The 14333-nt window shown below is 44.0% G+C and carries 10 protein-coding genes; 3 read left to right on the top strand and 7 right to left on the bottom strand.

Annotated features, from left to right (window positions below; translation table 11 throughout):
• Positions 1–24: 24 nt before the first annotated feature.
• The 3 genes from I3257_RS11570 to I3257_RS11560 all read right to left on the bottom strand — a co-directional run bounded on the left by I3257_RS11570 (position 25) and on the right by I3257_RS11560 (position 4513).
• Complete coding sequence (locus tag I3257_RS11570) at positions 25–966, bottom strand: D-2-hydroxyacid dehydrogenase (protein WP_238049840.1); 942 nt, start codon at positions 964–966, stop codon at positions 25–27.
• A gap of 198 nt (positions 967–1164) precedes the next feature.
• Positions 1165–2121, bottom strand: a complete 957-nt coding sequence (locus I3257_RS11565; RefSeq protein ID WP_238049839.1) for a response regulator — start codon at positions 2119–2121, stop codon at positions 1165–1167.
• Positions 2122–2200: 79 nt separating this feature from the next.
• Positions 2201–4513, bottom strand: a complete 2313-nt coding sequence (locus tag I3257_RS11560; RefSeq protein WP_238049838.1) for a sensor histidine kinase — start codon at positions 4511–4513, stop codon at positions 2201–2203.
• Positions 4514–5169: 656 nt separating this feature from the next.
• Here I3257_RS11560 and rapA point away from each other — a divergent pair.
• Together rapA and I3257_RS11550 are read left to right on the top strand one after the other, a co-directional pair.
• Entirely contained in the window at positions 5170–8058 is a 2889-nt protein-coding gene (gene rapA, locus I3257_RS11555; RefSeq protein WP_238049837.1) for an RNA polymerase-associated protein RapA, read from the top strand.
• 496 nt (positions 8059–8554) lie between these two features.
• Positions 8555–9457 carry an acyl-CoA thioesterase II gene (locus I3257_RS11550; protein ID WP_060491950.1) on the top strand — a complete coding sequence of 301 codons (903 nt, stop codon included), beginning with the start codon at positions 8555–8557 and terminating at the stop codon, positions 9455–9457.
• 99 nt (positions 9458–9556) lie between these two features.
• Here the strand turns inward: I3257_RS11550 and mutY are convergent, their stop codons facing one another.
• Entirely contained in the window at positions 9557–10825 is a 1269-nt protein-coding gene (gene mutY / locus I3257_RS11545; RefSeq protein ID WP_238049836.1) for an A/G-specific adenine glycosylase, read from the bottom strand.
• A 391-nt stretch (positions 10826–11216) separates the two neighbouring features.
• Between mutY and I3257_RS11540 the strand changes: the two genes are divergently transcribed.
• Positions 11217–11732, top strand: a complete 516-nt coding sequence (locus I3257_RS11540) for a heme-binding protein (RefSeq protein WP_228244541.1) — start codon at positions 11217–11219, stop codon at positions 11730–11732.
• Between the two features lie 258 nt (positions 11733–11990).
• Here the strand turns inward: I3257_RS11540 and I3257_RS11535 are convergent, their stop codons facing one another.
• The 3 genes from I3257_RS11535 to I3257_RS11525 all read right to left on the bottom strand — a co-directional run.
• A complete protein-coding gene (locus tag I3257_RS11535) occupies positions 11991–12917 on the bottom strand; it encodes a GIY-YIG nuclease family protein (RefSeq protein WP_238049835.1) in 927 nt (308 codons plus the stop codon).
• Positions 12918–12941: 24 nt separating this feature from the next.
• Positions 12942–13898 (bottom strand): ribosome biogenesis GTPase YlqF, encoded by a 957-nt coding sequence (gene ylqF, locus I3257_RS11530; RefSeq protein ID WP_238049834.1) that lies wholly within the window; start codon positions 13896–13898, stop codon positions 12942–12944.
• A gap of 124 nt (positions 13899–14022) precedes the next feature.
• The coding region (locus tag I3257_RS11525; RefSeq protein WP_238049833.1) for a DUF2339 domain-containing protein at positions 14023–14333 on the bottom strand (311 nt) is incomplete at its 5' end.

Raw genomic sequence — 14333 nt, 5'->3', positions numbered from 1 at the left:
TTACAGTCGTTTGCTCAATGTTTTTTAATGGCTATTAATAAAATCAGCAACTTGTTTGCTTAAGATCTGCCACAAGGTTTCTTGTGCACTTTTGCTGCCCCACGCATTATGCGGGCTAAATATAACGCGGGGATGCTTGGCAATGGTCAATAAAGGGTCGTCAGCGGTGATGGGCTCTTGCTCAAACACATCGCTGGCATAGCCGATGATTTGCTCATTGTTAATGGCATCAGTCAACGCTTGGCTATCGACAATACCACCACGAGCGACATTGACGATGAGCGGCTGTTTGACCATTTTTGCTAAAGTATCTGCATTAATCAGGTGCTGAGTTTTCTCGTTTAATGGGCAATGTAGGCTCAGTACATCAGACTGTGCCAGTACGTCGTCAAACGCGGTATAGTCGTCATTGCGCGGTGCGCGTCCTTGCTGCTCCGCCCACAATACTGTCATTCCAAAAGCGCGTGCAATGTCGGTCACGCGTTTGCCGATGGTACCGACCCCAATAATACCTAGCGTTTTATCTTCCAAATCTATCAGCGGAATATCCAGTAGGCAAAAATTACCGTTTGCTTGCCATGTGCCATCAGCGACTTTTTGATGATAATAAATACCCGCGCGCATGGCGTTGAGCATGAGCATAAAGGTATGTTCGGGCACACTTTTAACTGCATAACCTGCGACATTATAAAGCGCCACATGGTGCTCAACACAAGCGTCTTGATCGACGTTGTTCATACCAGTAGCGGTCAGTTGAATGAGCTTGAGCTTGGGCAATTTGCTTATCACTTCAGCGCTGATTTGCACTTTATTGGTGATAATGATGTCAGCGTCTTTGCAGCGCTCTACGATAACAGCAGCATCTTTTGGGGTATCATCATAAGTGAGGTAGTCGCTGATGCCGTTTGGGGCTGGCAAGTCGATGCCATCAGAAAAAGTGTCTTTATCTAAAAAAACCGCGCGCATGGTTATTCCTTATTAAATAGTTATTTTAAAATGATTTTAATAATGATCGACTTAATGTAGCACGTTGGTGATTTTAGTCAAAAAGGTCGTTAAAAAATCCATCAAAAAGTACAAAGCAAAAAACCTCTACTTCAATATTGAAATAGAGGTTTTGTTTATTGAGACGGTGGTCTTTTGTGCTTATTTGGTTTTATGCACTTATAAAGAGAAACGCTTACGCAATTTGCCAATAAGGCTACGTACGCGACTGCTTAAATCAATACGAACGTCGTTTTCAGGGTCATGCTCGACTTCATAGCGTTTGACCAAGTCAGGGCTGGCTTTTAGCTTCGCATGATGCTGAAATGCACGGTTGACGCTAATCTCAAGCAGGCTGGCGCGCATCGGTTTCGGCAAGCAGCGATAAACCTGACCTTTATTAATCAAATCAATCAGCAAGCCTGCATCTTGAAATTCAGTCTGTACCAAAACCACCAAATGCGGCGCATCTTGCTTTAAGGTAAAGATAATCGGCGCGATATTCTCACCGCTGACATTGATATCGGTGATACAAACACCGATATCTTCATTCGCCAAATAATCGTACGCTTCTTCTAAACTCTCAGCGTGCAGTACTTTATAACTGTGAGAAAATTGCTTACGTATTTGCTCAATCAACTCATTGGTTTCATCGATCACAAGCAGCGTTTGCTTATTACCTGAACTGTCGAATTGGTCGGCATCTTCGTCTGGATTATAGGTCAAGGCGATTTCGGTAGCGCGTCCGACCACGGTGATCAGCTCTTCAGATTTACAAGGCTTAGTCAAATAACGATAAATCTCACCATCGTTAATAGAGCCAATAATGGCGTTTAAATCGGCATAGCCCGTCAATAAAATACGCATGGTGGACGGTGAGACATCTTTTACTTCGCGTAAGATATCCACACCGACTCGCTCAGGCATCCGCTGGTCACTGACCGCCACGTGTACATGGTTGTTCTTGATATAGTCAATATACTCAGCCGGGTCGGTGGTGATAAACACGTCATGCGTTTTACGAAACAGCAGTTTCATAGACCGTAAAATGCGTTGTTCATCGTCGATAAATGCCAACTTCGGCTTTGACTCAGCGCTGGTTTCAACTGTGGTTAAGTCATTTTCTAATTCATTCATGATGAGTTCCTTATGATGATGAATAATAGTCGTTAAATATCTAAATATGTTCTACGTAACAGGGCAGCTGATCAAGCGCTTATGCGACTAGGTTTTGCTCTGTTAAGTTATTATTAATCGGCAGTATTAACGTAAATGTGGTGCCAACGCCTTCGGTCGATACGACTTTGATATCGCCATTATGTTGCTCCATAATTTGCTGGCTGATTGCCATACCAAGACCAGTGCCTTCGCCTGCGCCTTTGGTCGTAAAGAACGGCTCAAAGATTTGATTGAGAACTTCTGGACTCATACCTTTACCGTTGTCTATGACATCAATATAAACATGGTGATCATCGGCACGGGTGCGCACTTCGATTTTGCCATCAGGTTTTTCTCCCATAGCTTGCGCGGCATTGTTCAGTAGATTGACCAAGACTTGGTTAATTTGCGACGGTGAGCATTTCACTTCAGGCGTGGGCGCAAAATCAGTCACAATTTCTTGATGTCTAATAGAGTTGCCAGCGATTTTAAGCGAGGCTTCGATACATTCGCGCACATCGATGGTTTTCACTTTTGACTCATCAAGACGGGCAAAGTTACGTAGATTTAGTACCATCTCGGTGATTTGCTCGACGCCAAATAACGAATCTTTAATCAGCTCTTTTAATTCAGCTGATAGGTCATCTTCTTGGATTTCATCAGACGCACGGATAATATCTGCCAATAGCTTGTCAATTTTGCCATCAGTCGCCGCGTCAGTTTTAACGCTTTTTAAGCCTTGTACCAATTCAATCAACTCTTCGTATTGCTCAGTTAACTGACCGATAATCTCCAAGTTGTTTTGCACGTATGATAAAGGCGTATTTACTTCATGAGCAACGCCTGCCACCATTTGTCCCAACGTTGCCATTTTTTCTGAACGAATCAATTGCAACTGCGAGTTTTTCAGCTCTTTTAGTGTTTCTTGCAGCTCAGCGGTACGTTCTTCGACTTTAATCTCTAGCTGTTGGTTAATGTTGGCAAGCTTACCTTCGTTAGACTGGATTCGGTCTAGTAGGTCATTAATAGAGCCGTTCACCAGTCCAATCTCGTTGCGACCTTCTGCGAATTTAACCTCGCTCAGCTTATTGTACTGCTTATTATTAATTAAGTTTTCCGCTTCAGAGATTTTATCAGTGGTTTCTTTCAAGGGTTTGAATGCTAAGAAGGTCAGCATGAAGTAAATGACGCCAGCCGTAATCAATAGTGCTAATGCAATCCAGTTAACCAAGTTTTCACTGAGATTATCCGCGATGGCGTTAATTTCAGCATCAGGTTGGACAACGATCAGCTTCCAATAAGTCTCAGGAATCTCAAAGACATAGGCTTGACTGCCGTTGTAGTAACTGTCTTTTGCCAACTCAAAGCTCTGTAATAAGCGGCTGTCCATAGCGTTTTGCTTGTTTTCACCGTTATTCAGATAAGCGGCGTAGTTCACCAAATAATAACCTTTTGCCGTACCAGTCTCAGCCTTATCAAGCGTGGTCAGTACCTGCTGAACTTGTGGTGAGACGCTGGCGGCGACTTGTTCGATGATCTCATTACGTTGGACATCTAAGAAATCAAGCACGGGTTGCCAAGCAGGGTCTGAGTTGATGACTTGTTTGATATCAAGCGGCGTACCCGTTTTCTCATCAATATAGCTTAAGCGTTCAGGGTTAGAGGAGGCGATCACCTTGTCACTATTATCCAAGAGTAGGATGTAGCCTGAGCCTGAGCTTTCGCTTAACTTGACGATGTTTTCTTGTAGCTGATTCAGCGTAAAGTTAACCGTACTGGCACCCCAAAACTGATTGTCACGCTCGATTGCCACACCGCAGCTCATCGCAAGCTCGCCTTTGGTTTGGCTGGCGCGCACATGGTTCCAAATACAGCTCTCAGGTTTGAGCAGTTTTAAGACGCTAAACCAATCTTCTTGATAATAAGGATTGGTAGGATTTGGATCGCTCAACACCGCTTGATAATCACCGTTTTGGCGAATCATCAAAAATGGATGGGTCGCGGTATTTGCCCCAAGTGCGCCTTTTTCAGGCCAAATACCACCACTACCTAATAGGCTATAATCACGCTTATCAAAGGCATTGGCAGTACTGGTTTGTAAAATTGCTTCTTCTGTGGGCAAGGTTTGCGCGCTTTGCTGTAATAGCAAGGCACTACGCATCACCCGATTGATATCGGCGGAAATACTATTTACCGCGGTATTGCCACGTTCAGCCACCAGTTTTGCAGATTCAAGACGGATTTTCTCATAGCCCTCTTTATCAACAACATAAACGACGACCGCCAGTACGACCGCAAAAGCAATAAATAAAATAGTGGTTACTTGGGTACTGACTTGATTAAAAAAGCCAACTTTTTTGGAGGCACTCATGATGGTGATAGTCCTTGGATAATAGTGACCACGAAGAAGAGTGCCAATGCTAGGTATTGGTGGCAATCAATCAGGTGGTAATGCGTAATCTTAGTTAAAGTAGTCTGTACATAATGGCAAAAAAATTAAAAGTATAACTTTACTCTTATAACTTAACCGACTTAACTATTGATGTTTTTATAACTTAAATGACTATAAAAGGCCATACTGTGCCCATAAATCCTTAAGGATAATTAATCATGAATACTAGGCGGCAAAAGAGTATGTGTAGACGTGCGTTTGAATAATTCAGGTAAGAAAGAAGAAATGTTCTATTGCATTTCTTAACAATACAGAATCAATTTTATAATGACAATATTTTTTCTTTACTTGCGAGTCGTTATCTTATTGTTTTATATGACCAACTTATGCTTGGCGTTGATATAATCTTGCAATAATCTGCTCTTGAAAAGTCAACTTAGCGCACTCATCTAGCTGCTAACGTTATATAATGGTCGGCTTTATCTTGCGACCTAGCTAATGAGCTGACGCTGCCGGTATGGCCGGTGACCTCTCAGACTATTAAGTAATGACATCGCGCTAGTGATTCACGCTAGCAACTCTCATTATAAGCTATCTATTTTTTCCTATTATCTGAGTACAAAAGACATCGCCCTATGACTATCTCTATCGCTTCATTGCACAATACTGAATTTGCCGTTGGTCAACGTTATTTATCTGATACGGAGTCCGAGCTGGGCTTGGGTGTGGTCATCGATGTAGATGACCGATGTGTGCACATTCTATTTCCACAAAGTGAAGAGACGCGCGTCTACGCCAAAAACTCTGCGCCATTATCACGCGTGGTGTTTAAAGTCGGCGATAGTATTTCTGATCAAGCGGGTAAGAGCTATACCGTAACCGCGGTCGAAGAAGTGATGGGTGTACTCAAATACAGTGTCGATGAGCATGAACGAGGCATTATGGAAACCCGTCTTGCTGCCAATATCACTTTGGCTAAGCCGCTTGAGCGTCTGTTGGCTGGTCGTATTGAGCGTGGTGATTGGTATGAGCTGCGTCAAGATATCTTGCGTATGCAGTCGGCGCTGGCTGGTCATCCGCTGAAAGGCTTGATGGGTGCACGTGTCGATATCATTGAGCATCAGCTCTATATCGCTCATGAAGTTGGCAAACGTATCGCACCGCGTGTGTTGCTTGCTGACGAAGTTGGTTTGGGCAAAACCATCGAAGCAGGTTTGATTATTCATCAGCAGCTGTTAACAGGCAAAGCTGAGCGTGTGCTCATTCTTGTACCAGACAGTTTGCAATATCAGTGGATGATTGAGCTGCGTCGTCGTTTTAATCTAAATTTTGCCTTATTTGATTTGGTACGTGCAGCAGCCATTAAAGAACACGATCCTGAGCAAAACGTCTTTGCCACTGAGCAATGTATCATTGCGGGTATGGATTTACTCCTTGACCACCCTGATTTGTACGACCAAGCGATGGATGCAGGGTTTGATTTATTGGTGGTCGATGAGGCGCATCATCTGCATTGGGATGAGGCGCAAGGCGGCAATGATAAATATGACTTGATTGCTGACTTTGCCGAAGAAACGCCTGGGGTCATGCTATTGACAGCAACGCCAGAGCAGCTTGGGGCACAAAGTCACTTTGCTCGTTTGCGTTTGCTTGATCCGGACCGCTTTGATGATTTGGATGAGTTTATCAATGGTCAAGAAGCCTTTGCTGAAACGGCTGCCGTTGCTGGTGTATTGATAGAAGATAAGCCATTGAGCGACAGTCAAATTGCCGCTTTAAGCAGCTTGTTATACATCAGTCTTGATGAGTTGGCAACGATTAATGATGACGAAAAACTGCGCACCTATGCGCTTAATGAACTACTTGACCGTCATGGTACAGGTCGTATTCTATTCCGTAATACCCGTGAAAGTGTGAAAGGGTTTTATGGTCGTAGCAGCCAGCCATACCCACTGGCATTACCTGCCGCATGGAAAGACAGCTATCAAACCAATGGTAAATTGCGTGAGCAGCTATGGGGCGAAGAAAACCAACCTGATGGTGGCTGGCTAGAAGATGACCCACGTGTGCCTTGGTTGATTGATATTTTGCGCGGCGAGCTTAAGCACAAAAAAGTGCTGTTGATTGCCCGTAGTGGCGCGACGGTTGAGAGCTTGGAGGCGGTATTACGTCTGCATGCCGGTATTAAAACCGCTATCTTTACTGAGCAGATGACCTTGCTTGAGCGTGACCAAGCAGCGGCGTTCTTTGCTGATAGCGAAGGCGCGCAGATATTATTATGCTCAGAGATTGGTTCGGAAGGTCGTAACTTCCAGTTTGCCAGCCAGCTGATATTGTGGGATTTGCCAGCCAATCCAGATACCTTAGAGCAGCGTATTGGTCGCCTAGATCGTATCGGGCAAACGCAGCAAATTATGCTCCATGTGCCTTATGTACAAGGCACGGCGCAAGAGCGTCTGTATAAATGGTATCACGACGCGCTGAATATGTTTAATCAAATCTCTCCAACGGCGCAGAGCGTGCAAGAGCAGTATATTCAAGAGCTAAAGCCCATGCTTGAAGGCGCGGATACTGACGAGAACCGTGCGATACTACAAGATATCATCGAAGAAGCGAAACAGACGCGATTGGGGTTAGAGGCACAGCTACAAGCGGGTCGTGATCGCCTATTAGAATACAACTCGTGTCGACCACGTGTTGCCAAACGTATCGCTGACGCCATGCGCGATTTTGATGGTCATAATCTATTGCCGCAGTTTATTGAGCGCTTTTTTGCCTCAGCCAATATCGATCACAATATCCAGCGCGATGGTTCGTGGGTAATTGCCCCGATTGATAGTACTGAAATTAGTGATTATATCGATGGCCTGCCACTCGGTGACGAAGATGGTATGACGTTGACATTCGAGCGTGAGCAAGCACTACAGCGTGAAGATATCGAATTTATCACTCACGAACATCCATTGATGCGCGCGATTTATGAGTTGGCGAGTACCAGCACCTTTGGTAATACCACGGTGGCGATGCTAAAAAGTTCTGCTGTACCACAAGGTATGGTGCTGCTCGAAGTGAATTTCCGCGTTGAAGCCATTGCGCCAAGGTTACTCAATTTACCCGCGACGCTGACCACGCAAAATATCCGTGTATTTATCAGTGAGCAGGGCAGTGATTTGTCCTCGCGTATCAGTGCGGAGATGATTATGCCGCATATTGAACGTCTGGATAAAAACCGTGCTCGCCAAGTCATTAAAGTACGCGGTGATGTAATTGAGCAGCGTTATTATGAAGCGGAAGAGATTGCCCGTCAGCAGCTTGCTGAGATTGGCGAACAAGCCAGTGCCCGTTTTAGCCAGCAGTGGTCACGTGAAATCAAACGTCTAAAGCATCTACAAACGATTAATCCTAACGTACGTCCTGCCGAGATTGAGCGCTTGGAGCAGCTAAAAGCCCAAGGTGAGCAAGCACTAGGTAGTCTGTTATTAGTCCCAGACTCCATCCGTGTGTTAGTGGCAGTGAAGCCATAAATGTAAATGATCAAAAGAACGAGATGTTTAATAGCATCTCGTTTTTTTATGATTAATATCGTTTATATTAGGACGCGCCCTAAGGCATGTTAAGCAAAAATATCAACATGATATTGCCAAGTGAGCATCGCTCTCTAGTCAAAGCCATCGATATTGGGTAAGATGTTTATCTTTTCGATTTATAGCCCATTTGCTATAAAAGGGTGAGCGCGTCTCGTGTGAAGTATCACATATACCTTTGTACTCGATTGCTTTGTACTTCTTTTAAGCTGAAACAACGATATAATAAATGCTGGTGATAGCGCTGCTATGACCGTGTTTTTTGCGCTAAAATTTTCGTGTTAAATCTCTCTTGTGCATTTTCAGCAAGTGATTTCATATTATTTTACATTCAAATGCAAAGTGTCTTTTGTCTTTCGCTATATGATATTGATATCTTTAGGTGCGTATTTTCAGATGCTTAGCGTTTTTGATAAAAATAAGGAAACCTATCGTCATGTCCGATTATTCGCAATTGATTGATGAGCTGCTAGCTACTGTAGCGCTTATTGAAGTGACCCCCGATGTCTTTGAGGGTAAGAGCCATGACTATGTTGGCAGTCGTATTTTTGGTGGACAAGTGCTCGCCCAAGCCATCATGGCGGCGGCGCATACACTGGATAAAGACAAACCCTGTCATTCACTGCACGGCTATTTTTTGCGCGGTGGTGATATCACGCAGCCAGTGATTTATCAGGTGCGCCGCTTGCGTGACGGTCGTAGTCTGTCTGCGCGTGAAGTGACGGCCATTCAGTATAAAGAGGTGCGTGGTAAAGCGCCTGTTGAGCAAGTCATATTTTCAATGATAGCCTCGTTTTCGCCGATGGAAGAGGGTTTAGAGTATCAAGAAGACATGCCTGTCTATCCGCCACCGGAGGATTTACTGGCTGAGCAAGATTTAAAAGAAGAGTATGTCGGAAAAGTGCCAGACGCACTCAAAGCCCGCTTTATGCGCCGTCGCCATGTCGAAATTAAACCCGTTAAACCGCGTGATCCGATTCATCCAGAGCCAATGAAACCTAAGCAAGCCAACTGGTTGCGTATCCGCGAATTGGGTAATCAGCCTGTTGCGATTCAACAAGCGCTGTTGGCATTTTCCTCCGATTTTTATCTGGTTGGTACAGGGCTGATGTCACATGGTGTCAGCTTTATGACCAGCGGCTTGCAAGCGGCTAGTATTGACCACTCGATGCATTTTCATCGTAATTTTGATCTAAATGGTTGGATGCTATACGACATGTGGAGTGATACCACGTCTAATGCCAAGGGCTTAAACCATGGGCAGTTTTGGCAAGACGGTAAGCTGGTTGCTACGGTACAGCAAGAAGGTTTGATGCGTTTGCGAGTGCCGAAGTCTTAAGTTCTGTCTTAAGTTTTTAGTGCTTTATAAATTAAAAAAGCGACTCATGATTTATTGTGAGTCGCTTTTTTACAAATGTTATTTAGTTGCATTCACTCATTATTCTAAAATCTTAACCATTGCTCGTGGCAATCCAAGCGTTGCCTGAGCATCAACAGCATTTAGCCAATTAATATTAATTTGTGCTGCTTCTAAAGCTTCGGTTATTTCGGTAATTTGCTCAGCATTTAAAATCAGCGATTGCGGTGTCAGATACCAGTGAAAGTGCGTTAGTGAATGTTTAATAGGAGCATCGTCTAATAAAGTTTTACTGACTGCTTTTGCTGTCAATTTATGCTTATCTAACCATTCATTGATAATTTGCTCGGCAGTGGTAAATTCTGCTTCGTATACTTTTTCATTACTGGTCACTTTTAATGATGTATCGTCAATTTCAGTCGTTTTTTCTGCGGCAGTTTTAGTATTCATTTTGCCTGCGGTTTTCTCAACAAACTGTAAAGGTAAACTCCACAGTCCGCCCCAAATGCCATTGTCAGGGCGTTGTAGCCACAGTATTTTGCCATCAATATCTTCAATCAATAACGCATTGCTAAACTTGCTGGGTTTGGGCTGCTTTTTTGCTTTGACTGGATAATCCGTTTCGCGCCCCTCAGCATGTGCCAAGCAGTCCTTTTGAAGGGGACATAATAGGCAGGCAGGTTTGCTACGCGTGCATAACGTCGCGCCCATATCCATCATTGCTTGCGCGAACAATCCTGAATTCTCTATTGGGGTCAAACGCTCTGCCAATGCCCATAGTTCTTTGGTGGTGGCAGACTTGGTAATATCACCGTCAATCGCTGCCCAACGCGTCAAGACACGTTTGACATTGCCATCACAAATGACGCCATAACGATGTAAGCCCATCGCCATAATCGCGCCAGCGGTCGATGGTCCGACGCCAGATATGGCTTCCCACCCTGCTAGCGTCTGCGGAAAGTCGCCCGTCTCATCAATGACTTTGGCCAATTGTTTCGCGCCTTTATGCAAATTACGCGCACGCGCATAATAACCAAGTCCCGCCCAATGCTCCGCAATCGTATCCCATTCTGCGGCGGCTAAATCTTGCACGGTCGGAAACGATGCCATAAAACGGGCAAAGTAGGGCAGCACCGTCGTTACTTGCGTTTGCTGTAGCATAACTTCGGATAGCCAAACGATATAAGGATTTGGCGAGTCGGTTTGGTGCTGCTGCCAAGGTAGGTCATGGCGACCGTTTTCGCCGAACCAATCGAGTAGGCGCGGGGCGAACGAATCGAGAGAAGTAGAGTATTGAGTAAAAGTATTTTCTAGCGTTGTGAGGTTTGCAGTGGGGGTAAGCTGAGTCATATCATCAATTTTTGGCATATTAGTGTATGAATTATAACCGATTTTTGAGAGAAATGAGTTGATATCGCTGTTGTGTGCTGCTTGAGATTACCACGATGTGAGCGTCTTTTGAGTATGAGTGTTAAAAAACAGAGTATGTAACAGAAAAATTAATGTAGAGTTGCAAATTTATAAAGTAAATCTTACAAAATTAAGTGAATTTTGTAGAAAAATTAACTTATCATTGTTGTGCTTTTTGCAAGATTATGATTCTCATTCTCGCTAGGGTCGCAAGAGCACCTTTGAGTTAACGATAACTCGTTGTCTGGTTTCATCAAATACGCTTATTAAAGCTCACTAAGCATCATTTCAAACAAACGCTCACATGTATGAGTAATATTTAGGACTCTTTATGAAGTTAATGTCGAACTACTTATCTAAAGCAATATTGGCACTAGCAGTCATCGGCTGTTCAGCCAACGTTTTAGCCGCTAAACCAAATCTAGTATTACAACAGCCCAATGTTTCTTTAGAGTTGGCCAATGAATTAATCGATGCCACCATGGCAGCCTGTCACGCAGAGGGCAAATCCGCCGTGGTCGCGGTTGTTGATCGTGCTGGTAATTTAATCGCGCTACAGCGCGATGATAACGTTGGTCCGCACAATACTGATGCTGCTGTCCGCAAAGCATTCACGGCATTATCTACCAAAACGCCTTCACGTACGTTGGCGGATAATGCTCGCGCTAATCCAGACTCAAATAACTTGAATACGGTAAATGATTTACTGCTGATCGGCGGTGGTGTGCCGTTAAAGTTTGGCAATGATGTGATCGGCGCTATTGCAGCGGGCGGCGCAGGCGGTGCAGTACAAGATGAAGCTTGTGCGTTGAAAGCTATCGAAAAAGTCATGCCTAAACAGAAGTAGTCGATGGCTTAGATATTGCTACATGATTTAGATATCATCGAAAAACTTCGATATCGCTATCAGTAAACATAAAAAAAGCCCTTAGGGGCTTTTTTTATGTTTACTATTGCATTTTATGTAGTCAAGATGGTTACCGCCTACCAATGAGAAAAATAACATTGATATCTGGTACTCAACTCAAGGCATACTTTACGCGCTCAAATTGCAGTATTATAAATAGAGGGTATAAAAGCTATCGCTGGTAGTAAAGTGGATAGGTTAACGATAGATACTATCTAAGGTTTGACCTGCTTCATTTTTCCATTCAATCCAACCATTCGTCGAACGACCTGAAACAAGTACACTAGCGCCACTTGGGGTTTTAAAGAGTTGGTTTTCAGTAAGTCTATAGCTTTTATCATTTACTGCTATTAGTTTGCCGCTACTAAGCAAGCTCTCTTTTAATTTAGTCACAAATGGCGGTGCTGATGGTGTTTGTGCTTGTCGTATTAATGATCCTGCCAGTAATACAAAGCCATCATCGTCATAATAGCCTTCAGCATTAGCATCTTTAATCTTGTAGTAAAACACTATTGGCGTGGGTTCAATTGGAAATGCTTCAATTTCTCTTTCAGCTTTAGCAAGGGTAGACGTGGTGATTTTATTTTTATAAGCATTATGGTCATGGATAGCCAAAGACTCAAAAATAGGCTGCCCTAAAGTTGATAATAAAACATCGAGTGTATAAAACAGCTCCTCACAGTCGGCTTTTAGTGGATCAGGAGTATGTGGACGATTACCTGTATTACCATTTTTTATCTCATAGCGCCCAATTTTAATAGCAGTGGCAATCGCTTTATGTTCCATATATAACGCGTGCGTTTGCGTCATTGAATTATTGGTCGAGAGCATGACAAAGGCGCGCGTCCAGAAGTCCTTTTCATGATGTTGGTTTAGTCGTCTTTTTAAATCACCAGTTTGCCCAATATATAGCAGCGGCTTGTCAATACTGTCTGTATCACTAACTAAAAAGTATAAACCAACTTGATTGGCTTCTGGCATCGCAAAAAAATCATCAATATGAATGCGCGGTATTTCAATCAGTCTTACCGTGCGAGTGGTCATCTCAGCCAAACGCAATCCGCGAGGATTACCTTTTGGCAGGTAGATTTGAATGGTTTTAGCTGATGGTATTAATGGATTCATAGTGACCGTTATTTCTTCTAAGATTTACTTCCGATTCTTCCGCGTTTTCAATCGACGTAAACGTTTTTCTTCTTCTTTAGCGATTCTTTTCTCTTCTGCAGCGATGCGTTGCTCGGCGACGACGAGTTCTTCAGCTTCAGACATAGCTGGCGTCTCAAGCGTAATACGCCCAAGCTTAGCACTACGTAACTCGTTGATCAAAATCTCAGACATGCGGTACGTATCGACTTGATTGCCCGAACGTACACAGCCGCGATTGCGTCCAGCGACTTCAAAAAACTCCCAATCAGTCTTTGGTAGCGCTTCAATTTTATATCGAGTTTTGAGCAGCTCAGGATAGGCTTGCATCAAGTATTCAGCGGTATAGCTGGCGACATCAGCGAAGTCAAAAGCCGTATCACGAATACCACCCGTCGCTGCCAGACGATAGCCAGAGTTTTCGTTTTCGACTTTTGGCCATAACATACCGGGTGTGTCATAGAGCATGATGTCATCGTCAAGTTTAATCAATTGCTGCGACTTGGTGACCGCTGGCTCATCGCCAGTTCTTGCGACAGCACGTCCAGCCAAGGTATTAATCAATGTTGATTTACCAACGTTTGGAATTCCCATAATCATGGCTTTGATTTGGCGACCGGTCCCCACTTTATTGGGCACAAGTTGTTTACAGATGGCGATGATACGTTTGACATCATTGGCTTTTTCAGTATCGCAAGCAATGGCTTTCACACCGCTTTGCTGCTCAAGATAGTCCATCCACGCTTGAGTCAATTCAGGATCAGCAAGGTCGGCTTTGTTCAGGATTTTGATGACGGGTTTTTCGCCGCGCAATGCCGCGACCATTGGGTTTTCACTACTATATGGGATACGCGCATCGATCACCTCGATGACCAAATCCATCTGCGGCATGATTTCTTTGATTTCGTTACGGGCTTTGTTCATGTGCCCAGGGAACCACTGAATACTTGCTCTCTTATCCATCTGCTTTCATAACCTTTTATAAAAAATGTGCAAAGTAAGACGATCGTCATTTACTTTTCATGGTGTTCAGTTTACTACAGAACCATCGTACTCACGCTACAATTTCGCCCAACCAGATGCGCGGTTACTCTTGAGCTGGATTTTCTATTTCATCGCGGGCAGGGGGTAACGGTGCAAGATAACCAATTAATAGTATTAAACTGCCTGCGCCAAGGAAAGATATCACTCGCCAAATCGCTTCGGTCTGTGACAAATCAACCAATACCAGTTTGAGTACGACAATACCTAATAGCCCGATGCCCATAAACCAAAGCGTCCGCTGCCAATAGCGACTGGCGACGATGGTGGCGGCTAAAGCCAAGAGCGTCCATAAAATAGTCAACCCTGTCTGCACTTGCTCGCTATTCCATGCGCCGCCCTGAGCGCTGTCCCACA

The sequence above is a fragment of the Psychrobacter sp. Ps7 genome (assembly GCF_022129225.1).
Classification (GTDB): Bacteria; Pseudomonadota; Gammaproteobacteria; order Pseudomonadales; family Moraxellaceae; genus Psychrobacter; species Psychrobacter immobilis_A.
Note: the sequence above shows the minus strand (reverse complement) of the source record. Positions and strands in the feature narration are given on the sequence as shown.